The organism is Puniceicoccales bacterium (genome assembly GCA_031283585.1).
In the GTDB taxonomy this organism is placed as follows: Bacteria; Verrucomicrobiota; Verrucomicrobiia; order Opitutales; family LL51; genus JAIRTH01.
This window is the reverse complement of the sequence record JAITBP010000005.1, coordinates 1-22,703: the sequence shown is the minus strand read 5'-3', so window position 1 is coordinate 22,703 and position 22,703 is coordinate 1. Positions and strand designations below refer to the sequence as shown.

Genomic DNA, 22,703 nt, shown 5'->3' with positions numbered 1-22,703 from the left:
TCTGTAAATTAAGTATACATCTGTTAGTTCCAATGAGACGTTGCTCGGGCAAAAATTTGTGGACTGAACAGGCTGTGGTGGCGAAGAATGTTGACTTTATATCCGCAACCTCACATGGCATCAAGAAGTTTTCTGGTCGAGTTATTGGGATAGATCCGAGTCTTCGCGGTACCGGTATTGCCATCATTGACGTATATAAATCCATGGAAGCGCATTTAGTGTTTTCTAAGACCATTAGGATGGCTCCCAAATACAACCAGAGCGAATGCGTGTTAAAAATATTTGATGATATTTACCTGATCTGTTGTGAATATGAACCTTGTGTAGCGGCGATGGAGCAGACCATATATGTGCAAAATTTTCAGACGGCTCAGATTCTTGGCGTAGCCCGGGGAGCTGCCATGGTGTCGCTGGCGAAAAAACAGGTCGCTCTCCATGAATACGCCCCGCTAAGAATTAAACAGGCCGTTGTTGGGTTCGGTCGGGCAAAAAAGGGCCAGGTCGCAACTATGGTTAGATCTATCCTAAGGCTGGAGAACGAGTTAGCATTTGACGAGGCCGATGCCTGTGCCGTGGCGTTGTGCCATGCATTTACCCTTAAAATTTCATGAATACCTCCGTCAAAGGCTTGGGTTACGACATTGTCGAAATCGCAAGAATCAAGAGATCCGTGGAGCGTTTCGGTGATAAATTTTTGAGCAAAATTTTTACGAAACAGGAATTGGTCTATTGTTTTGCCAGAGCTAATCCCTATCCTTCTCTGGCTGCGAGATTTGCGGCGAAGGAAGCCCTGGCGAAGGCTCTTCAAACCGGTGTGGGGGCCGAATTTTCTTGGAAAACTTCGATGATAGAAACGGGACCCCGGGGAGAGCCAGTGGTCAAGCTGGATCAGACCGGACTGAGGCTTTTAAAGTCCTTGGCAGCGACAGACATAAAGATTTCGCTGTCCCATACTAGGGCTCTGGCCAGTGCCGTGGTGATGGTCCTCTGATGCAATGAAAAGAGTTTTTGTTGCTAGTTGACTTGACGAGCTATGATTTTTGCATAACAGAATATTTATGGCTGCAATAGATATAGTTTCCCAGGGGGCCCAGACCGTGGTTAGCGCGGAGGAATTGGCTAGCAAGTTAAAGAGCGCTAGGCGATTGAACATCAAGCTTGGTGTTGATCCAACCAGGCCGGATTTGACCTTTGGCCATATGGTGGTATTCAATAAGCTGCGCCAATTTCAGGATCTTGGCCACACAGCGATATTGCTAATCGGTGATTACACGGCCACGGTGGGAGATCCATCCGGTCGTTCAGCCGAGAGGCCTCAGTTGACCAAAGACGAGGTCAATGATAATGCAAAAACCTATCTTGCACAAGCATTTAGGGTACTTGACAAGGATAAAACGGTGGTTCGAAGAAACAGCGAATGGTTTAGTAAAATGACCTTCGATGACATGTTATTGCTGGCCAGGAAGATGACCGTGGCGCGGATGCTTGAACGCGATGATTTTGAAAAAAGATATAAATCCAATGTGCCGATTTCGATAGTTGAGTTTCTGTATCCATTGATGCAGGGCTATGATTCTGTTGTGCTGGAAGCAGATGTGGAGCTTGGTGGCAATGATCAGCTATTCAATATGTTGGTTGGCCGGGCATTGCAAAAAGACGTTGGCCAGCCCGAGCAATGTGTCCTAAGTATGCCGTTACTCGTAGGACTGGACGGTGTTAGAAAAATGTCAAAAAGCTATGATAACTACATATCATTCAACGATTCTCCGGCCAATATGTTTGGAAAAATAATGTCCATTCCGGATGAAGTCATGTGGGTTTACTATAAGCTGTTGCTTATGGAAACGGTCGAGGAAATCAATGAAAAAAGAGCTTTGCATCCAATGGCTGCTAAAAAAATCCTTGCCAACAGACTTGTGGCGAAGCTATATGATCAGGAAAGCGCTGATAGGGAACTGGAGAACTTCGAAAATGTGTTTTCCAAGGGAGAAATTCCGACTGAAATGCCAATTTTTTCGTTGAAATCACTGGCCGATTCAGCCGGTGATACAAATATCGTTAATGTGTTGGCAAATACAGGGTTACTGTCGGCAAGCAGAAATGAAATACGCAGGATGATTGAACAAAAGGCGCTGAAAATAAACGGTGACCTGATGGATGATATAAATTATTCGCTGTCGGCTGATGGGCTAGATCCTATTGTTATCCAATACGGTAAAAGAGTGTTTATGAAAATAACCCGGTAATATGGAAAAGTTATGATTGATTGTTTTAAAAAAATTTCCATAGTCTGAGGTAGATTTGAATATTTTTATTAGTTTATGAATTACGAACGTACATCTAATCCGGTTTTTCAAGATAAATATTTCAATGCAGCCGCTGCAAGCGAATATCAGATGACGGTGTCTGGCACCATCACAAAAACTTCTTTGTTGTTGATGCTGACTGTGTTATCTGCGGCTTTTGCCTGGACAAGAAAATATGCATCCCTGGATGATATTATTTCAAAGGCTATACTGTTTTCAGTTCTGGCTCTGGTGTGTAGTTTGGTTACATGTTTTAAGCCGCTAATAGCAAAGTACACGGCTCCGTTATATGCTGTATTGGAAGGTCTTGTGCTTGGCAGTTGGTCTCTACTGTTTGAGATGAAATATCACGGCATTGTCATTCAGGCCACGATGTTTACATTTGGGGTTTTTGGCGTGATGTTATTCATTTACAGGACTGGCATAATCAAGGTTAATGAGAAATTTGCGATAGGTTTATTTGCCGCCACGGCTGGCATCGCAGTGGTTTATCTTATGAGCTTGTTACTCAGGATGTTTGGTGTTTCTGGATTCCAGTTTCTCTATAGCTCCAGTAATTTCAGCATAGGGTTTAGTGTGTTTGTCGTGATCATTGCTGCCCTAAACCTGGTGATGGATTTCGATTATATCGTCAAGCTGAGTCGATCCAACGTCCACCGAGACATGGAGTGGTTTGCAGCCTTTGGCCTGCTGGTGACTTTGGTATGGCTATACATTGAAATCCTGCGCCTGCTGGCAAAGCTTAGCGACCGCCGCCATTGATGAGCAGTATCGATGAGATTGCTGGTCATCAAGCCCTCATCTCTAGGTGATATAGTCCATGGATTGTTAGTAGTTTCGAAGCTTAGAAGGAATCGTCCTGATGTTTCCATTGATTGGGTTGTAAGGGCCGAGTTTGTGGAAGTGGTCAGAGCCTCAAGGTTGATCGATGAGGTCATTGTTTATGACCGGAAAGGTGGCATTAGGTCATTCATTTCGACGATATTGCAGATCCGGCGAGGGATTTATGACATGGTCTGGGATATGCAAGGGTTGGCCAGAAGTGGGCTGATGACACTGGCTGCCAGGTCTAGATGTAAGATTGGACGTAGTGATTCCCGAGAGTTGGCTGGTCTTGCCTATGGGCAAAAAGTTAAGTATTATCCAGGGAAATCTGCCCATGCGGTGGATATATTGCGGCCGTTTTTGCTGTCCGCCTGCGATGAAGATGAGATTTCCGGCCGGGTGGATTTTACTCCGGATGAATCAGAAAATTTTTTAAAATTACTGAACAGCTTGCCGTCGAATGAGTATCTATGCCTGTTCCCGGGCAGTAGAAGGAAAGAAAAGCGATGGCCCTATTTTGTCCAATTAACGCGGCTTTTGCTGACTAGAACCTCGTTCATGGTCCTATGGCTTGGAGATTCCTGTTGCACAGATCTAATTACCAGCGATAGGCTTATGAATCTCTGTGGCGATACAACCATTGGCGATGTGATAAATTTTATAAAAAAAGCCAGGCTTGTGGTGGCAAACGACAGTGGTCCGATGCATCTGGCCGCAGCCCTGGGAATCCCCGTGTTGGGCCTATTTATTACAACGGATCCGAAAAAATATGGCCCCTATCCTAGCTCCTCTAGGTCAAATTTCGTGTTGTCAAAAGGTGATAAAGATGAAATGTTTAATGAAAATGTTGTATTTGACAAAATTATGTCGATTATAGAAAACGGTTATGAATAAACTGGCTTTTGTTTACATCATATTTTTATGTCTATTGGGCTGTGCAACTTGCAAGAATATTGCGAATAAAGGCGATGTCGTCAGATCGACAAATGAGAGCTCTGGAATTATCAAAGCCAGGATTGGGTCTAGGCAATTGCCAAGATACTCGCTTGCAATAATGGCCCGGGGTAAGGCTAGTAAGGATATGATGAGCAAGTATTTACGACGTAATGGTGGAAAAATTTCCAAACAGAAAGCCGACTATTTTGCCAGTGCTTATATTTCCGAGTGTGCGGCCGAAGGAGTGAACCATGATATTGCCTTTGCGCAGATGTGTCATGAGACAAATTTTTTGCAATTCGGCGGCCAGGTCGATCCGAAACAGAACAATTTTGCTGGGCTCGGTGCTACGGACAACGGAGCTAGTGGTGCGTCATTCCCAAGCGTCGAGATCGGCATAAGAGCTCAGGTACAACATCTTAAAGCCTATGCATCCACCAGTGAATTGAATCATAGCTGTGTCGATCCACGGTTTGAAAACATTGTGAAAGCCGGCTATCGCGGTACAGCTAAAACCCTGTCTGATTTGGCTGGCAAGTGGGCTACGGACCCATTATATGGTGACAAAATAAAGAAAAAATTGCGAGATATGTTTTCTAAGTCTAAGTGAGCCGTAAATGGGATGTTAGCATCGATTAGTTACTTATGGTACAGTGAATTTTTACGTGTTTTTGTATCACCAATATAGCGTTCCTCAGCAGCAAGTTCATAGAGAGCCGATATTATATTGAGTGTGTTGCTTAGCGTATTGTCCGATATATCAAGTAGATCTAATATACTGCCGTCCAACGTCTTAAGGCATTTTTTGGCGGTCTTACTGTCATCGAGTATTCTTGATGTGCTTACACTTGCTGGTGCTGGACTGTCGTTATGGGCATTTTGCTTATGTGTTTTACGCAGCGCTCTGACTTCGGTTAACATCGAGGAGACCTGGTTTTTAAATTCCTGGGCTGCACCCTGAAATTCTTTAAATTCTATCAAAGAAGTTATGAAAAACGATGAGGTTTTATCAAGCTTTGTATCCTTGAGTTTCGATGTATTGTTTTGACTTGCATCTATGTCCGCTTCCATGCTGCAGGCCGCATAGGCCTTTTCCATATCCCCTAGATTGGTCTTGAGCTTCGGAATGCTCTCTATGCATTTGCATCCGACCCGGATAAGGGCTTCTTCGGTTTCCTCAAGAGCTTTGCCTAATTCCTTAAGGCGTTCACTCATAGCCGACGTCTCATCTTTTATGTAGTTAATGCAGTATTTGTAGGCTTCGCCGTTTGAGTAATGGGTCATCAATTTTTTCCAATATTCCACAGGATAACATGGCAATTTGATACCGGATGGCAGCTTTTTTATTTTGGATGGAGATGATACCGGCAATTTTGCCAAATCGCTGGTGGATTGATCAGCATATGCAGTATAGTCAAGATAATTAATCAATGGAGAACACAATATACCTAAATTTAACACTATTTTAATCACAAAACGACAACTCTTCATAATCTATCAAACCCCAGTGGGAATTCTGTTATTTAAATGTCATTTGTCAATTAAGTTTGATTAGGCACAATTTTTTGCCCATAGACCACAGCTTACTTTCGGTAGGGTTAATAAGTTGTTGCTGGACAAATGGAATACGTCACGAAACCCGTATGGGTTGACGCACTCCGTATCGGCGAGTTGTACGAATTTTTGAAAATTTATTTCTGTCAGATCAAATGTCACTGACAAAAAATGCGGGTTGATGGCAAACAGCAGTTGTTCTTTACCAAGCTCATGGCTGGCATTAAATAATACGGCGGTTGCTGAATTGTTTTCCATTGGCGCGAAAGATCTTAGGTAATTTTTTGATGGTCTTTTTTCCGGATGCAGAAGTCTTCCCAGATGCGATTTACGAAATCCTATGTAATCACTCATGTATTTATGGGTGCTGAAATATTCGGCGCCTCTTTCATAATCTATGGCATTTAGATCGCCTCTTCGATAGGTATTTTGTTCACCGGACTTTGAATGGAGGGTATCGTGGCCTGCCGAAAACATCGGTATGCCAATGGAACTTAGAACAAGAGCTATGGACAAATTTGTTCGCCGACGATCTATGATCGTCGGCGTTTTCCCATCATTGTTTTGGTTTTCAGTAATCATATCCATCCAGCTCCTGTCATCATGAGAAGATATGTAGTTCACAGTCTGTGCTGGAAAACTGGATCTATATCCCAGTGAACCGCCGATGAAATATTCCAGGCCTTCCCTGTTTCCGTTGCCAAGAATATAATCTAGGGCGAAATTGCGATATTCGTCGTTCCAGGCAGAAAAACCAGTACTTCTGATTTCATGCCCTATGTACCCTCTGAAACTCCATGGTTCAGCGATTAAAATTACAGATTTTTTAATTTTTTTTAGCGTTTTTTCTGCTTTTTTCAAGAATTCTAGGCCGAGTAGTTCAGCCAGATCAAACCTAAACCCGTCGACATTATAGACTTCAATGAAGTGGCACAGGCTGTCTAGAATCATCCTTGTGCACATCGGGCTTTCGACCCTGAGGTCATTGCCACAGCCACTGAAGTTCTCCAGACTATCATTGCTAATCCTGAAATAATATTCCAGATCGATCCTGGATAAATAGTTTGGTTCGCCGACATGGTTATATACCACATCAAGTATAACAGCTATGCCATTTCTATGGAAATAGTTGACTAAATTTTTGAATTCTGAAATTTGGGAGCCAATGTCCGGACGTAGTGCATAGGCGCTGGACGGTGAGAAGTAATTGACAGGCATGTAGCCCCAATGGTACTCGTCCTTTGTGTTATTGTCAAATTCTTGGATTGGTTGTAATTCGATGGCATTAATGCCCAGGCTCTTAAAGTAATTATCCTCACTGGCTAAAACCTTGCACAGGCCAGAAAATCCTAGTCTGTCCTGGTCACTGATTTCGCATTTGTATTTGGCTAGGATGTCCCTTAGGTGGGCCTCACAGATGATCAACTCGCTCCATTGCAGCGGCTTAAAACTATCTTCTGATTCACCCATATTGTTCGTGTCAACGATGATAGCCGGGCCATGTTTACTGACCATGCATGCACTGTATGGGTCGACTACTACGACTTCCTTTCCGGATTTGTCCGTCAGTAGGTAGTTGTAATATTTGCCGGAAAGATTTTTTTTGACCAGACATTCCCATACGCCGTCGCAATCCTTGGTCATTTGTATTCTATTTGGTTCGCTTTGAATGGTATCTGATAAAACGAGCCTAATGTTGATTGCCCTGGGCGCGAATAAAGCGAAGTGCGTATTATTGCCGCTTATATAGGCTCCGAGTCTTTTATTAGATTGTTTGGTAACCAACAGGTCTTTGGAATCTATATCTGTGGGCGTGTGATCGTTACCAAACCTGATCTGGAAGCTTTTGTTGAAATCAAAGTCGTCGCATTTTCTAAAAAATGAAAAACAATGGTAACCGGTTTGGGCTGAGTTATACTGAAAATTTGCTATGCCTTTTTCACAGTAGGCAATATTTTGGCAATCCTTGGGTACAGAAGTCCAGAATCCATTTTCTGATACGAATTTAAATTGCGAAAGATGGGCTATTCTGTTTGGATCTACTCTAATAACCCAGCAAAGCTCGCCGCAGACTAGTTCTGGGGTTAACAACCATTCTTTGCTTTTTGTATTCGGAGACCAGCCGTTGAACGTGCCTGTTAGAAAAAATTTAGATGTTCCCGATTCTTCCATGGGAACCCAGCTGGGTAACATTATGAATGTCAACTTGTTCCTTTCCGAGAAATAGCCAGAGGTTTTGGCGAACAAAAACGGGTCGATGCGGCTAATTTGCATCTTACATAGAGACCCATTTTCTGTGAATCGTACTGGTGGAAGCCCTCGTTCGCTCTGATTCCAGTCGTTCTTTAGGAGAAGTACACCCTCCTGTGCACTTACCCAAAATGCTCGCATTATATTGTTGCTCATTGCTTATCAGCCACATAAATTCAATAACTCTTTTACAAATAGGCAACAATAAAATGTAAAAATGTTATATATCTCTATGAATTAGAACGACAACTGGAAAATCGATAGCCTGTGGCGGGTTGGTTTCACCAGATTTAGTGGTATTTTGCTGCGTTTCTGAGCTTTGTTATCAATTGATCAATGGAATATAATTTAGCATTTCTCAGGGCTTTAAACAAAGCTGTTTCGAAATTTATTTTGGTTACAACTCCATTTCGGACCGAATCCTTGGCTGATGAAATGGACTCCAGTAGGTTAACAAAAGCCGTGGTTTGTTCATGCGATTCCTGTTCGTGCGATTCAAACGAAACGCCTTCAAGGTGTTTGTGCATCAATTTCTCAAGGTCGCATAGAGTGTGATAGAAATCGCAGCCATTGGCTGATAGCTCGTTGGAAAGTTTTATGATTGATTTGTGATCACTGTCTAAAAGTGCCCTAAATATTTCCGAAAGCTGTTCGGCCGAAGCAAGGCCGTAGGCTGTTATGACGTCGATTTCTTTGATATGTCCGTGGCTGAACGACGTCATTTGGTCGACGATGGTTTGGGCATCACGCATGCTGCCATCGGCCATCCGGATTACTGCCTCCAACGCAAGAGGTTCTATTTCGATTTGTTCGGCCTTAGCTATTTCTAGGAGTTTGGTTTTTAGCATATTTTCGCTGATTGGCTTGAATTCAAATCTTTGGCAACGGGATGTTATGGTCGATGGAATTTTCTGAGCTTCGGTGGTGGCGAATATGAATTTTACGTGGCTTGGTGGTTCTTCAAGTGTCTTTAGTAGAGCATTGAACGCAGATGTGGAAAGCATATGCACCTCATCGATTATGTATATTTTGTAGCGGCATCCGCTGGGTAGATAGTGGCATTCCTCCCGAAGTTCCCTTATTTGTTCAACGGAATTGTTTGAGGCGCCATCTATCTCTATAACATCCAGACAGTTGCCATCCATGATCGAACTCGTTAGGTCGGAATCCGCCGGGAAGTCAATGGATGGTGCATTGCCAGCATTTAGTGCTGCGGCCAATAGTCTGGCCGTGGAAGTTTTTCCCGTGCCCCGGGGGCCGACAAATAGAAACGAGTGGGCCACCCGTCCGGTCAATATGGCATTTTCGATGGTTTTGACAACATGTTCCTGGCCAACAAGTTCCTTAAATGATTTTGGCCTCCACCGCCTGGCGATTACCTTATATTCTGCATTCAATCTTGTTAGTTATGGCACTTAAATCATTAGGAATTTCAACCAAATTCTGTATCTGGTTGCAATTTTAATGAATTTTATCACTGTGGCCCGCCGTGAGGCAGCTATTGACATTGATACTATACGAATTCCGTACCCTGTTTTTGTCACCGGTGGCCTATGTGGTGGGCTTTTCGTTTTCGGCACTCATGGCATTGATCTTCCTGTTCCTATTGGATGATTACTCGAGATTGTCGCAGCCCTGCCATTTGATGGTGTTGTTTTTCAAATCAATGTGGTTACCGACGGTGTTTTTTTTGCCTGTGATCACAATGAGGTCGATTGCATCGGAACGAGATAATGGAATGTTGGACACATTTCTCCTGTTGCCGATTCGGCGCATCTGGATCGTTCTTAGCAAATTTTTTGTGATATATTTTTATTACATTGTTTTGTGGCTGGCCGTAGGTACTTTTCCTTTCATTGCAAAATGCATTTCGAAAGAATTGGTGTTGTCGTTACAGATCACCGATGGAGTCATAGTTAGTGGCGGAATGTTTTTCATTTTTTGTAGCAGTGCATTTTTCATTTCGCTTGGTATTTTTATAAGCTCAATTGTCCCAAGCCAACTGGCATCCACCGTGGTTAGTTTTGTGGTGTTGTTTTTTGTTTTGGTTGCAGGTCAACTGTTTCAATACGTATCTGTCCAAAACTACGCTAACAACATATATATGCAAAACATTGCCGACATCTCGAATACATTTATGCAGGTGGAAGATTTTTGTAACGGAATTATTGACACGAGGGTTATTATGTTTTACATAAGCACAGCCTGCCTCTGCTTGGTTGCGGCGGCCAGGTGGATTGGGAGACGTTAAAATGGATATTAAGATTTGTTTGTTTGTACTTAATTTGTTGTGCTTGAGCCAGATAGCCGATGCATGTAATTTAACTTTGTTAAAAAAACATGATGATGTTATTCTTGAAAATAAGAAAAAATTTAATTACGTCGGTCTAATGGACGCCATATTAAATAGAAGGAGTATTAGAAGTTATACATCGGAACCGATTACCAGTGAACAGATAACCATGATTTTGAAAGCCGGGTTTGCTGCCCCATCGGCAATGGGGTCCAGCCCATGGCATTTCATTGCCATTAAAGACAGGGTTGTCCTTGACAAGCTTGAGAAAGTGCATCCCTATGCTGGAATGTTGAAATCGGCACCATTTGCGGTACTGGTTTGTGGTGATAAGTCATTGGAATCCATACCAGATAAGTTCGAGCAAAATTGTTCTGCTGCAGCGGAAAATATTCTGATAGCGGCTACGGCCCTGGGCCTGGGTTCGGTCTGGGTTGGTGTCTATCCGGACGAACCCCTGATGAAGAAATTCCGAGAGGTACTAAATATTCCGGAAAAAGTGTTTCCATTTGCCCTGATTCCGATCGGGCACCCAACAAAAACTCCTTCTCCTTCAGAACGTTATAACTCGGAAAGGGTACACATAGACAGGTGGTAACCCCGGTACTAGATGATTAAATCGGTAATTTTGTTCTTGCCTAATGGTTTTGTTCTTAGTTTAAAGTAAGTCTGTTATGAATAAAATAGGCCTAGTGATTTTTATAGATAGGAGAGTCGGAAAGAGATGACAGTTTTGTTTTGGGTAATACCGATTGTGGCTGTGTTTACGTTGATTGTTGCTAGATATTTTTATAGCTCCATGATGCTTGAGCCGGCCGGAACGGATAGAATGAAAGAGATTGCTTCCTATGTGAGAACCGGTTCGCTCGCCTATCTAAAGCAACAATATAAGGTTGTGACTGTTGTATTTCTAGTACTTGCAGTGATCCTTGGGATACTGTCATTTGGCCTGGATTTGCAAAACGATTGGGTCCCGTTTGCTTTTATTTCAGCGGGTATTTTTTCAGGATTGGCAGGATTTTTAGGGATGAAAACTGCCACGAACGCCTCATCGCGGGCGGCTTTTGCGGCTTCAAAATCGTTAAACGATGGCCTTCGTATAGCTTTTAGAAGCGGAGCCGTGATGGGTTTAGTTGTGGTTGGCCTTGCTCTGCTGGACTATTCGATCTGGTTTGTGATACTGGACATTTTTGAAGATGCTGTGGATCAATCTCAGAGGCTTGTGATTATAACTGGCACCATGCTGACTTTCGGCATAGGTACGTCTCTTCAGGCACTTTTCGCACGGGTTGGCGGAGGAATATTTACGAAAGCCGCCGATGTTGGAGCGGATTTGGTTGGTAAGGTTGAGTCAGGAATTCCCGAGGATGATCCGAGGAATCCGGCCGTGATTGCTGACAACGTGGGCGATAACGTGGGCGATGTGGCTGGTATGGGAGCCGATTTGTATGAATCCTACTATGGATCCATTCTGGCGGCTGCAGCCTTGGGTGCGGTGGCATTTTTAGACAACCCGGAGGTGCAGGTAAAAGCCGTTCTTGCTCCGGCACTTATAGGTGCCATCGGTGTGATTTTATCGATCATTGGCGTGTTTTGTGTCAAAACCAAGGAAAACGCCACTGCGCTGGAATTGCTGAAGTCCCTTGGCCGTGGAGTGAAATTGAGTGCAGCATTGATATTTGTGGCATCGTTTTTGGTTCTATATCTTCTTGGTATTCCGAATTATGCTGGCCTGTGGGGCTCGGTGGTAATTGGGTTGATCACCGGCGAAATAATAGGTAAGTCGTCGGAGTATTACACCTCCCAGGCCTATACCCCAACGAAACGGATTGCTGGCCAGGCCCAGACCGGTCCGGCCACGGTGATAATAAGTGGCATCGGGACAGGCATGATATCAACGGCTGTGCCGGTGGTGGCTGTGGTTTTTGGAACCATATTGGCGTTCTGCTCTGCAACTGGTTTCTCGGGTTTTGATCAGATAAATATGTCCGTAGGGCTGTACGGCATATCGATAGCCGCCGTTGGAATGTTATCGACCCTTGGAATAACATTGGCGACAGATGCCTATGGGCCGATTGCGGACAATGCAGGCGGTAATGTCCAAATGAGCGGGTTGGATTCCGTTGTGAGAGAGCGCACCGATGCATTGGATTCCCTTGGCAATACCACGGCTGCCACCGGAAAGGGCTTTGCAATTGGTTCGGCCGCATTGACAGCCCTGGCTTTGATCGCCTCCTATGTTACCAGCCTAAGGGTTGGGTTGGTTAAAATCGGCAAGGAGTTTATGATAGTTTCTGGTGAAACCATAGCTGTTTCGGAGGCTACGATGAACGATTTCATAAATTATTATGGTGTGCATTTGCTTAATCCAAAAGTACTTATGGGTTTATTTGTCGGTGCAATGATGTCATTTTTATTCTGTGGGTTTGCTATAAATGCAGTTGGTCGTGCCGCAGCGAGTATGGTTGAGGAAGTTCGCAGGCAATTTAAAGAAATACCTGGGATACTGGATGGGTCTGCGGTCCCTGATTATGCTAGATGTGTCACAATCGCTACATATGCTGCTCAGCGCGAGATGGTTGCTCCAGCGCTATGTGCCATAATTGTCCCGGTTGTCGTGGGATTTGTTTTTGGTGTTCCGGGTGTGATCGGATTGCTTGGCGGCTCACTATCCAGTGGCTTTGTGCTAGCTGTTTTCATGGCAAACTCAGGTGGTGCCTGGGATAATGCCAAAAAATACATCGAGGAAGGTGCCATGGGAGGCAAGGGCTCCGAGGCACACAAAGCTTCGGTCATCGGCGATACGGTGGGTGATCCGTTTAAGGATACCGCTGGCCCAAGCCTGAATATATTGATAAAACTGATGGCCATGGTATCGCTGGTTATGGTCGGATTCACCGTGGCCTATAGTGTTTTTTAAATAGAACTTTGTTACCCGGGTGCGTATATTTTATTTATGAACAACCTACAAATTAATATTATTGGCAAGTGTGATTGTTTTGTGTTTTATTATTGCAGGAAGTAACTTACAATGAGCGGCATCTCCAGAACTCCGCCCTATAGCGTGGATTTCGAGCAGGCGTTGCTTGCGTCTTGCATAATAGAGGGTGGCCAGGAAAGCATTGCTACCTGCATCCAGGAAAAAATCTATCCCACATCGTTTTATATGCCGGCCCATCAGGTCATTTTTAAGGCCCTATTGGACCTCTATGCCGAGAATTCTCCGGTTTCAGAACTGGTTCTGGCGGAAAAGCTATCAAGTCGCAGAGAGCTGGAGAAGGTTGGTGGTTATGATTATATAAATTCCATAACAAGCAGGATAGATACTCCGGTTCACATAGTTTATTATATAAACCGTGTGAGAGATTTGGATTTGCTCAGGAAAATTATAAAAATTTCCAGCGAAAGCATCGAGTCGGCCTATGCCGGGGTCAGCGACGTTAGCCAATTCGTAGAAACGGTTGAAAAAGCAATATTTGATCTAAGTGAATCCAGACTTTCAGATTCTGCACAGCATATAAGAAGCGCCATTGATAATGCTATAGTATTAGTCCAGAAGCTGTTACAGAACCGTGGCGAACTCAGTGGCGTGGGCTCAGGTTTTGGTGATCTCGACCGTTTGACCTTTGGGTTTCATCCAGGTGAAATGATCGTTGTAGCCGCCAGGCCCTCGGTGGGAAAGACTAGCTTAGCTCTAAATATAGCAGAGAATGCTGTGATAAAACCAGAGGGAAAAACCGTTGTACCGACGCTATTTTTCAGCCTTGAGATGAGTTCAGAACAGCTATCTATGCGGCTATTATGCGGCCGAGCTGGTATAAATATGACAAAATTTCGTGATGGATTTATCACAAAGGAGTCTGCCATAAATCTAAATAAAGTTGCTAATGAATTCAAAAATGCACCACTGTGGATCGATGAATCAACGAATATGTCCATAACCGAGATGCGCGCAAAGGCTAGGCGTAGGTACAATAAGAACAAATTCGGATTGGTCATTATCGATTACCTGCAGCTGATTGCCGGTACCGATGCCAGGGTAAACCGAGAACAACAGATATCAGAGATATCACGGGGTGTCAAAGCCATGGCCAAAGAACTCAATGTGCCGGTCATCGTACTAAGCCAGCTGAATAGAGAGTCAGAAAAAGAGAAGCGTCAGCCAAGGTTATCAGATCTGCGTGAATCCGGTGCAATAGAACAGGATGCGGATGTTGTTATGTTACTCTCTAAGAAAAGGGAAGAGGACACCGATAAGGAAATTTCGTCGGATCTAGTGATTCGTGAATTGATTGTTGCAAAACAAAGGAATGGTCCTACAGGTTTAGTTCAATTAGCATTTAGAAAAAGTTTAACCAGGTTTGAAAATTATGCAGATAAGGATATCTGATTTTTGGAATTTATTTTGTTGTATATGTTTATTGAGCTGCGTTCAGCAGCATAGCAAAGCCGAGGATCAGCCTTGGAAAGAGCCAGTGGTCGGCCGCATAGATATTAACTATGATGGGGATGTCCGTGGTGCTATTCATGATAGTGTTGTCCTTGCCCACGTACAACTTAAAGAAGGAGAACCGTTTAGCCACTACCTGGCAGATAGATCGATAAAATCCCTATATGAAACCAAGCTATTCGAGTTTGTGTCGATCAAAATGACTAGGATTGAATTCAGTGATGAGGTCGTGGTAACATTCAACCTAACCCTCAGGCCAAAGATTTCAGCTATCAGATTCGAAGGTAACGAAAAAATAAGGTCAAAAATTCTTAGAAAAAAAATAAAAAGCACCACGGGCCTTATGTTTTCAGACAGCATGGCCCTGGACGATGCCTATGAAATTTTCAATTATTATCAGGAAAATGGATATCCGGAACCGAAGGTTGACTATGAAAAAAGAGTAGATCCGGTAACCGGTAATGTTGAGCTGGTATTTGTAATCAATGAAGGCATTAAGGCTAAGATAAGGGAGGTAAGATTCGTTGGCAATGGTGATGTGAGCGCAGACAAGTTACGTGATAAGATGCTCACCCAGAAATGGATATTTCTAATATCCTGGATTAAAGGGACTGGTAAGCTCCGCAGTGGAATGTTTGATATGGACCTGATTACACTCAGGAAGGAACTGAAAAATCACGGTTATCTCGACTCTTCCATAGATGAAACCAAAATAACCTTTTCCTATGATAGTAGAAATGGATTGATTATAACCATTCCGATGGAACTTGGCGAAAATAAATATATGGTTGGCCGGGTGGATATAAGCGGCAATAAGGTTTTCGAAACCAATGTGTTAGAGAAAATTCTTGGAATCAAAGACGGCGATGTGTTTTCTCCGGACGCTTTGAGCCAAGCCTGTGTAAATATACAGGATTTCTATGGCCTGAGTGGCTACCTTGATACCCAGGTTGCCGTGACCAGGAACCCAAGCTTTATCGACAACTCGATAGATATCACTTTTAATATATCCGAGGGAGAAGTGTCCCAGGTTGGCGCGGTGAAACTTTCTGGTAACATCAAGACAAAAAACAAGGTAATCCTGAGAGAATTGACACTTTCGCCGGGCCAAAAATTCAATGTTACCAGGATGAAAAATAGCCAGGCAAAGCTCAAAAATACTGGATTTTTTAGCGATGTTGATATAGGCTATGAAGATTCTAAAGAGCCAAATAAAAAGAATCTGAAGGTTGAGGTTAAAGAAGCCAACACGGGAAAAATTTCTTTGGGAGGCGCCATAAGTGCCATGAATAACATTATGGTGTTTGCAGAAATTGCCCAGGCGAATTTTGATCTACTCAACAGAAAGTCGAAGTTCCAAGGTGGTGGCCAGAAGGCTAGGGCTCGCATAGAACTTGGTACCAGAGCCAGCCAGTTCCTATTGTCCTTCGAAGAGCCATATCTCTGCGATAAACCCTTGGCCGCCGGGTTTGACGCCTTTCTGTCAAAGCACGAGTATAAGCGTTCGGATAGCAACTACAGCGGCCCCAGCTATGACGAGCAGCACATTGGCATGGAACCCTATCTGAGGAAAAGACTTTTTGGCCTTTGGACTGGTCGATTAGCCTATCACATAGAACGAGTTAAGTTATACCACATCGGCAAACGTGCACCCCAGGATTTAAAGGATGAAGGCGGTTGGCGTAGCATATCCAAGGCTAAATTTACCCTGGAAAGAGATACCAGGAATAGTTTTGTTATGCCATCGAAAGGATCGTTGATAAGCATAAACAATGAGATTGCCGGTGGACCATTTCTTGGGAAAACAAATTTTGCCAAGCTAGAAGGTAGCTTTGCCCGCTGGATTCCTATCACAAAGAGTGGCGATCATGTGCTGGAAGTTATAGGAAAGCTTGGAGCTATAACCCCGTATAATCATAAAAATATCCCGTATACAGAACGCTATTTCCTTGGTGGCCAAAGTTATATGAGAGGCTTTGAATACAAAAGCATAGGGCCAAAAGACAATGTCGGCTATGTGGTTGGCGGAAACTCTTTTGGCTATCTTTGTTCGGAGTATACGATGAAACTATTTGGGCCGGTGTCCTTGGCCTACTTTGGTGAGGCCGGTTTTGTTAATAGGCATACAATGCGTTTTAGCCCAAGGAATTACTGTGCTGATCTTGGCATTGGCTTGAGGATAATGATCCAGGGAGCGCCTCTCAGGCTAGATTGGGGATTTCCGGTGCATACCCCAGCGGGCTTCGGCAAAAAAGACAAAGTTCAGTTTAATTTCTCTTTTGGTATTGTATTTTGATCCGTATCAGGAAAGGGAGATCGTTATAGCTTGCCAAGGAAGAATCTTTGGCGACGGCATAGGTCGTTTCGTATCTCTTTAAATGGCAGCCAGTTAGCTTTTTTGATAAGAGATTCGCCATGGTTAATCCCGATTTCTAGAGCTATTAATCCTGGCTTTTTCAGAAATTTTTCTGCCTGGGCCAGGATTTTTGCAGCATCCTCGATGCCATCATTTCCGGATACCAGGGCCCAGGTTGGTTCGTGGTCTTTCACCTCGGGCTGAGTCAACACCAGTTCTTCCTGGGACAGATAAGGTGGGTTGGAAACAATGATGTCGAAGCTTCCTTCCACATCCGAGAACCAGTCCGATTGAATAAAAGTTATGTTGGCCAGCCGGTTAATTTTTGAATTTTCGATTGCTAAGGCTATTGCTTCCAAGCTTTTATCCACCGCAATCACCTCGGCGTTGGTAAATTTTTTGGCCAAAGCCAGGCCGATGGCTCCGGTGCCAGTGCCGAGGTCTAATATTTTGCTAACTGGCTTAGTTTCAACTTCTTGAATTACAAGTTCGACAAGTTCTTCGGTTTCTGGTCGTGGGATCAATGCCCGCCTATCGGTTTTTATTTTTATGTCAAGAAACCTGGTTTCACCGGTTATGTATTGCAATGGTTCCCGGTTGCCGCGCCTTATAATGGCTTTTTTTATTAATTCCGCGGTTGCCTCGTCTATCGTACTGTCAAACCGCAAATATAGATCTAACTTCTTGCAGCCTAGGATATTGGCGAAAATTAATTCGGCATCCAGTCTGTGACTTTCGACACCTTTTCTTGTGAGAAAAGCGTCAGATTTTTTCAATAGGTCTAGGAGTCTTTGCATGTAACTTTTTATGTACGAATGACTTATGACCATAATCGCTGACGTCACCGATACAGGTTACATTATCCCTATGGATACAAATAAAAAACTTCCTGCGGCCATAGCCAACAACGGCAAGCATAGACTTTACACCAAGTGCTTTCTTATCAATGACATCTATATAATCTTTTCGTTGATCGGAATGGTTTCCACAGCAACAACCACGGTCAGATCTGTATAATCGGACCACTATCATTCCACCGATGACCAGCACCAGCAGAAAAACAACCACCTTTATTACGGAGACAACGAACTCATAATCAACGTTTTGAAGATAATTTCCCAGCGATGTAATGCAGCCATCCATCATAGCATATTATTTTTCCCAAACTCACGATTTTCCTTCACTTTGACAGCATTTTTGCCAATTCTTCCCCGAAGGTAATATAGCTTTGCTCGCATGGGTACGCTTTTTCTTTCGACCTCTATTTTAACTATGTTTCGCGAATGAACGGGAAATATTCTTTCAACACCTTCGCCAAATGAAATTTTTCTAACGGTAAAGGTTTCGCTTATACCATTACCTTTTCGACAAAGAACAATGCCAGCGAAAATCTGTACGCGTTCTTTATCTCCTTCACGCACTTTGACATGTACCCGAACACCATCGCCGACTTTGAAACCATCGCGACCTTCCATAAGTTGACCCTCGGTCAATTCCTTTATAATAGAGTTCATTTTAATAAATCCACATCCTTCTCTAAGTGTTTTTTATTCAAATTCAACCATTTTTGAAAAATATCCGGTCTTCGGTTCATTGTTCTTGCAATCATTTGATTAAATCTCCATCTGTCTATTTCCGCATGATTGCCTGACATCAATACCTCGGGAACCCGCTTGCCTTCAAACTCGACAGGTCTTGTGTATTGGGGAAATGATAATAAACCGTTCGAGAAACTATCCTGGTCCAATGAGTTAGGATTGCCAAGGACTCCGGGCACGTATCTACATACCGCATCGGCCAAAACCGCCGCGGCCAGTGTTCCATTGGTTATTATATAGTCGCCGATGGAAACCTCCAGATCTAGATGAGATTCCCTTATTCTTTCATCTATGCCTTCATAATGCCCAGACAGTAAAATTAGATGTTTTTTTTTGGATAATTCCTTGGCCAATTCTGTTGTTAACAGCTTCCCATCAGGACACATATAGATCACCATTGAGGTTTCGGTTTTAACAGCATCTATTGCCGAACATACCGGCTCTGGCTTCATAACCATACCTGGCCCACCGCCAAAAGGCCTATCGTCGGTAGTGCCATGTTTGTCCCTTGTAAAGCTACGCAAATTGTATGTATTAAACTCGATCAGACCAAGATTCATAGCCCTACGCAACATACTCGCTGACAAAAATCCCTCGAGCATGTCCGGGAATAGAGACAAAAAATCTATGCGTAAACTAGACAGATGATGCTTTTCTAGAACGACGGATCAATGTACTGACGGTTTCGGTGGGTTTTGCCCCAACACCGAGCCAATGATCAACACGATCAATGTCCAGAGTAAGTTCCACTGCTTTACCTCTGGCCTGAGGATCATAGGTACCAAGCTTTTCGACAAAACGACCATCTCTCCGCCAGGAAGATTCGGCTACCACAACTTTATATATTGGTTTATGTGTAGCACCATGACGCTGCAATCTAATTTTTAATGCCATAGGACTTTGAAACAAACAGAAACATAGGCACAAAATTGTCAAGATGTTTTATTATTGGCCGTCAAACTAATGATTTTTTCTGACATATTGATGGGCGATTATATACTAGAATTATATTGAAATGTGTAGATGTAATGATAAAATAAAAAAAGGAGTCAATAGGGATATTTATGTTTATGCTTAAAGGAGGGATGTATTTTGTTCGGGTGTTTATGGTAATAACGTTATTGCATACACAAAATTACGCTTTTGGATCTAATTTTAGCGCCGATTATGATAACAAAAAACCGATAAAAGTGGTTCACAATGTCCAGAAAAAGACATTGAAAGATATTTGGATTGAAGGGCATTTATCTATACAAAAGAAAAGTGATTTGGCTGTTATATTTAAAGCAATTTATGCGAATGATAGCTTTAATGTGGAATCGATAGATATTGTCACAAACCAGGGCGATGTATTTGCCTCCTGCGGTGTCAGTGAAATGACAAAGCAGTTGGATCAATTACTGAATAAATTCATAGGAAAAAGAAAATATTCAATGTTTATCGCAGAAATTTCTGGAAATACCGTTAGTGGGTTCAAAGAAATAGACAAAAATGACAAGCTGAACAAAGATATGGTGAATGCGTTGGAAGGAATTCTAAATGAAACGGTATATTATAAATTTGTATTGAATATATTGAAAGAGAAGCCCAAAAGTGTGCAGGAAAAGGACGATAAAAAAAATAATAAATCAGTGGTGGTTGTGAGTAAAAGTAGCAAACCAGGTCTAATTGGTTCTTTTCTAGGTAGCATAGGCTCTTCTGTTAAAGGCGCAGCCATGGCTATAGCCGGTAGTGCCAGTTTTATGGTTGGGACCGTAGCAAACCTTATGGGGCCGCTTATAAGCCCATATTCTATAGTTAGCACTATCGGAAGCATTTGCCTTAAAGGATATTTAACGCAAACGTTAAATCCGAATGGCGTGGCTTTTTCACAGTCCGGTGTGATTGGTGATCAATTACTTACTGCAATGGAAAACCAAGGAGGTATTATCGGTAAAGTTGGTGAGTGTATCCGTGAAAGTAAAATTGGCATGACAATATTTTCTTCGCTCATGACCGGCATAGGAGGAAAAGTCTTGGATGAATATTTTGGCAATGTATCAACGGACGAAACGATAGATAAGCTTAAAAATCCATACGCCTTGGCAAGAATAGTAAAACAATCGCTTAGTACATTCAAATTTACAGGCCAGGCTCTATCGATTGACAAAGGTGAACTACAAGGCCTTATCAAAGAAATTATTGATATAGCCAGTAGTAATAGCGTGGGTCGTTTTTATGATAAAAATAATCCAGAATATAAGAAAAGTAGGTTTATGGTTACTAAACAGAATATTGTAAATTCTATTAATTGTAGTTGGCTTAAAGACGTAGTTGGAAATCCTGAGATGAACTACAAAGAGGCTCTAGTGGAGAGAGCTGGTAGGCTTGTGGAACTTGAAAAGGCCAAAAAATTAATCAATAAATACAGGAAACAAGAGAAAGAAAACATTAGATCTGCGAAGCAAAATGGAAAAGATACCGTATCTGGTATAAGTGTTCTGCTAGCCTACGAAACAGCTTTCCTTAGTTTTATCATCGCCGAAGAAAGGGTTAAGTACTTTGAGAGTAAAATTGATGCGAAATCTATATCTATTGATTCGGCTATTACCAAACCCCAACAAGAAGAAATTAAAAAGAATCTGAATAAATTTAAAACAGCCATTGGAGATAGGATAAAAATTTTAACCGAAATTATTGAAACCAAAAAGATGGATAACCTTGAGAAATCGGTCAATTCAATTACGAAAGCAACTGATCTGGTCAAAGATGCTGGAATCGATAGCCCATATATGATGTTTCTGAAAGATGAATCATACTGTGATCCAGATGATGAAGGAATTTTGGAAAGGATCAAGAGAAATATAGAAGGCCTACTCCAACAGAGTAAGGGAAAGGCTGAAAAAGGATATCAATTGAGTAAAGAAAAGGCCGAACAAGTCCTCAGATTTGGTAAAGAAAAAGCAAATAAATTATTTCAATCATTAAAGGAAAAATTTTCAAAAAAACAAAAACCATGACTACAATATAATGTATGTATAAATCTAACAAAAAGGAAATGGGAATTATGAAAAAGAGATTGAACCCCGAAAGATTGATGTTGATTGTGCTTGCCTTATTATTTTGGACGATAGGCGACGCTTTTGGTGAGTCACATAAAAAGTCATTGGTTACAGTTTGGAAAGATGTACACTCGTTTATTTCAAATAAAAACAGTGAGGCTGGGATATTATTCGTAAAATCTGATGAGAATAATCGATGGATAAACATTGTTCTAATAGATGGAAAGGTATATAAGGCAGTAGCCGGAAATGAAACCAAGAGTCCTCGGCTAGTAGAATTGCATGAATTAGTAAAAGGAAAAAGCGAATATTCGGTATTTTTTATAGAAAAACGGCATAGGTCATTTAAAAAACTTATTCTAGTGAATCCAGATGATCCAGATGATTGTCATGGAAGATATGGAAAGCTATTAGGCTGGGTAAAAGATATACTGGCCAGTGATGATTTGGTATATTTTAGGCAGGTTGGTAATATAAAATTGGATAAAAATGCAAATACTGGAGCAGTGCATGGTAGTTCGGAAATTTTCATTACCAAGTTAAGTGCCGAAATCGTGAAGAAAAACAAGCCAGGTATTTTTAATAGAGCTTGGAATTGGGTGAAGGACCATAGGGATACGATTGTAACTGTGGTTGGAACGATAGCAACTGCAGCGATTGGAGTGCATTACAGTGGCCAGATCGGTGACTGTGTGAAATGGATAGCAAGTAATACTAGTAATTTATTTAGCAATGTCATAAATAGCACTAATTATCAGCCTCCCTTGGATGATGCGCCTGGCCCGATCGTCTCGAATAGCGATGACATTGATAACCATACAAAGACCATTGATGAAGCAGCTGAGACCATTAATAAAGCAGAGTCCAGTGAGACTATGGATAAACTAGAGTTTGGTGAGAAATTCTGCAAGGATATGAATGATAATAAGAGAGCTGCGATAGCCCAGATCCGGGATCTCTATGAGCATCCGGAAAAGATCAAAGAAATGTCCAAGTATGATGGTTGGTCGCTGGCAATTGTATGCTATTGGATTATCCATAGCTTGAAAGACCATTATCCAGATCTAGATCGGAATGCTATAGGCCAGGAGCTG

General features: G+C 42.4%; 21 protein-coding genes. 13 read left to right on the top strand and 8 right to left on the bottom strand.

What is annotated here, in order from left to right:
* The first annotated feature begins 32 nt into the window (after positions 1 to 32).
* From ruvC to LBB20_01075, 6 genes are all read left to right on the top strand, one after another.
* Positions 33 to 611: a crossover junction endodeoxyribonuclease RuvC gene (ruvC, locus tag LBB20_01100; protein MDR2735427.1), complete on the top strand. Its 579-nt coding sequence runs from the start codon at positions 33 to 35 to the stop codon at positions 609 to 611.
* Positions 608 to 991: a holo-ACP synthase gene (acpS, locus tag LBB20_01095; GenBank protein ID MDR2735426.1), complete on the top strand. Its 384-nt coding sequence runs from the start codon at positions 608 to 610 to the stop codon at positions 989 to 991. The genes ruvC and acpS overlap by 4 nt, the downstream gene beginning before the upstream one ends.
* Before the next feature lie 67 nt (positions 992 to 1,058).
* Positions 1,059 to 2,246 (top strand): tyrosine--tRNA ligase, encoded by a 1,188-nt coding sequence (gene tyrS / locus LBB20_01090; GenBank protein ID MDR2735425.1) that lies wholly within the window; start codon positions 1,059 to 1,061, stop codon positions 2,244 to 2,246.
* 75 nt (positions 2,247 to 2,321) lie between these two features.
* Positions 2,322 to 3,068 (top strand): Bax inhibitor-1/YccA family protein, encoded by a 747-nt coding sequence (locus LBB20_01085; GenBank protein MDR2735424.1) that lies wholly within the window; start codon positions 2,322 to 2,324, stop codon positions 3,066 to 3,068.
* A gap of 12 nt (positions 3,069 to 3,080) precedes the next feature.
* Complete coding sequence (locus LBB20_01080; GenBank protein MDR2735423.1) at positions 3,081 to 4,025, top strand: glycosyltransferase family 9 protein; 945 nt, start codon at positions 3,081 to 3,083, stop codon at positions 4,023 to 4,025.
* Positions 4,018 to 4,677 (top strand): glucosaminidase domain-containing protein, encoded by a 660-nt coding sequence (locus LBB20_01075; protein MDR2735422.1) that lies wholly within the window; start codon positions 4,018 to 4,020, stop codon positions 4,675 to 4,677. Before LBB20_01080 ends, LBB20_01075 begins: the two co-directional genes overlap by 8 nt.
* Before the next feature lie 29 nt (positions 4,678 to 4,706).
* On the opposite strand, the gene LBB20_01070 is transcribed toward LBB20_01075, so the two are convergent.
* From LBB20_01070 to dnaX, 3 genes are all read right to left on the bottom strand, one after another.
* On the bottom strand, positions 4,707 to 5,558 hold the full coding sequence (locus LBB20_01070; protein ID MDR2735421.1) for a hypothetical protein: 852 nt from the start codon (positions 5,556 to 5,558) through the stop codon (positions 4,707 to 4,709).
* 60 nt (positions 5,559 to 5,618) lie between these two features.
* Positions 5,619 to 8,027, bottom strand: coding sequence for a hypothetical protein (locus LBB20_01065; protein ID MDR2735420.1), 2,409 nt, complete (start codon positions 8,025 to 8,027; stop codon positions 5,619 to 5,621).
* A gap of 134 nt (positions 8,028 to 8,161) precedes the next feature.
* On the bottom strand, positions 8,162 to 9,268 hold the full coding sequence (gene dnaX / locus LBB20_01060; GenBank protein ID MDR2735419.1) for a DNA polymerase III subunit gamma/tau: 1,107 nt from the start codon (positions 9,266 to 9,268) through the stop codon (positions 8,162 to 8,164).
* Positions 9,269 to 9,360: 92 nt separating this feature from the next.
* On the opposite strand from dnaX, the gene LBB20_01055 reads away from it, so the two are divergent.
* From LBB20_01055 to bamA, 5 genes are all read left to right on the top strand, one after another.
* Entirely contained in the window at positions 9,361 to 10,122 is a 762-nt protein-coding gene (locus LBB20_01055; GenBank protein MDR2735418.1) for an ABC transporter permease subunit, read from the top strand.
* A 1-nt stretch (position 10,123) separates the two neighbouring features.
* Positions 10,124 to 10,762 carry a nitroreductase family protein gene (locus LBB20_01050; protein MDR2735417.1) on the top strand — a complete coding sequence of 213 codons (639 nt, stop codon included), beginning with the start codon at positions 10,124 to 10,126 and terminating at the stop codon, positions 10,760 to 10,762.
* Between the two features lie 126 nt (positions 10,763 to 10,888).
* On the top strand, positions 10,889 to 13,084 hold the full coding sequence (locus tag LBB20_01045; GenBank protein ID MDR2735416.1) for a sodium-translocating pyrophosphatase: 2,196 nt from the start codon (positions 10,889 to 10,891) through the stop codon (positions 13,082 to 13,084).
* A 111-nt stretch (positions 13,085 to 13,195) separates the two neighbouring features.
* Positions 13,196 to 14,554, top strand: coding sequence for a replicative DNA helicase (gene dnaB / locus LBB20_01040; protein ID MDR2735415.1), 1,359 nt, complete (start codon positions 13,196 to 13,198; stop codon positions 14,552 to 14,554).
* Positions 14,535 to 16,910, top strand: a complete 2,376-nt coding sequence (gene bamA, locus LBB20_01035; GenBank protein MDR2735414.1) for an outer membrane protein assembly factor BamA — start codon at positions 14,535 to 14,537, stop codon at positions 16,908 to 16,910. Before dnaB ends, bamA begins: the two co-directional genes overlap by 20 nt.
* 23 nt (positions 16,911 to 16,933) lie before the next feature.
* On the opposite strand, the gene prmC is transcribed toward bamA, so the two are convergent.
* From prmC to rpsP, 5 genes are read right to left on the bottom strand one after another with little or no spacing between them, the layout of a single operon-like run.
* Positions 16,934 to 17,767, bottom strand: a complete 834-nt coding sequence (prmC, locus tag LBB20_01030) for a peptide chain release factor N(5)-glutamine methyltransferase (GenBank protein ID MDR2735413.1) — start codon at positions 17,765 to 17,767, stop codon at positions 16,934 to 16,936.
* On the bottom strand, positions 17,733 to 18,116 hold the full coding sequence (locus tag LBB20_01025; GenBank protein ID MDR2735412.1) for a hypothetical protein: 384 nt from the start codon (positions 18,114 to 18,116) through the stop codon (positions 17,733 to 17,735). The genes prmC and LBB20_01025 overlap by 35 nt, the downstream gene beginning before the upstream one ends.
* Positions 18,113 to 18,484 carry a 50S ribosomal protein L19 gene (gene rplS / locus LBB20_01020; protein ID MDR2735411.1) on the bottom strand — a complete coding sequence of 124 codons (372 nt, stop codon included), beginning with the start codon at positions 18,482 to 18,484 and terminating at the stop codon, positions 18,113 to 18,115. Before rplS ends, LBB20_01025 begins: the two co-directional genes overlap by 4 nt.
* Positions 18,481 to 19,188 (bottom strand): tRNA (guanosine(37)-N1)-methyltransferase TrmD, encoded by a 708-nt coding sequence (trmD, locus tag LBB20_01015; GenBank protein MDR2735410.1) that lies wholly within the window; start codon positions 19,186 to 19,188, stop codon positions 18,481 to 18,483. The genes rplS and trmD overlap by 4 nt, the downstream gene beginning before the upstream one ends.
* Before the next feature lie 16 nt (positions 19,189 to 19,204).
* Positions 19,205 to 19,462, bottom strand: a complete 258-nt coding sequence (rpsP, locus tag LBB20_01010; protein MDR2735409.1) for a 30S ribosomal protein S16 — start codon at positions 19,460 to 19,462, stop codon at positions 19,205 to 19,207.
* A gap of 170 nt (positions 19,463 to 19,632) precedes the next feature.
* Here rpsP and LBB20_01005 point away from each other — a divergent pair, with 170 nt between their 5' ends.
* Both LBB20_01005 and LBB20_01000 read left to right on the top strand, forming a co-directional pair.
* Positions 19,633 to 21,567 (top strand): hypothetical protein, encoded by a 1,935-nt coding sequence (locus tag LBB20_01005; protein ID MDR2735408.1) that lies wholly within the window; start codon positions 19,633 to 19,635, stop codon positions 21,565 to 21,567.
* Positions 21,568 to 21,614: 47 nt separating this feature from the next.
* A partial coding sequence (locus LBB20_01000) for a hypothetical protein (protein MDR2735407.1) occupies positions 21,615 to 22,703 on the top strand: 1,089 nt, incomplete at its 3' end.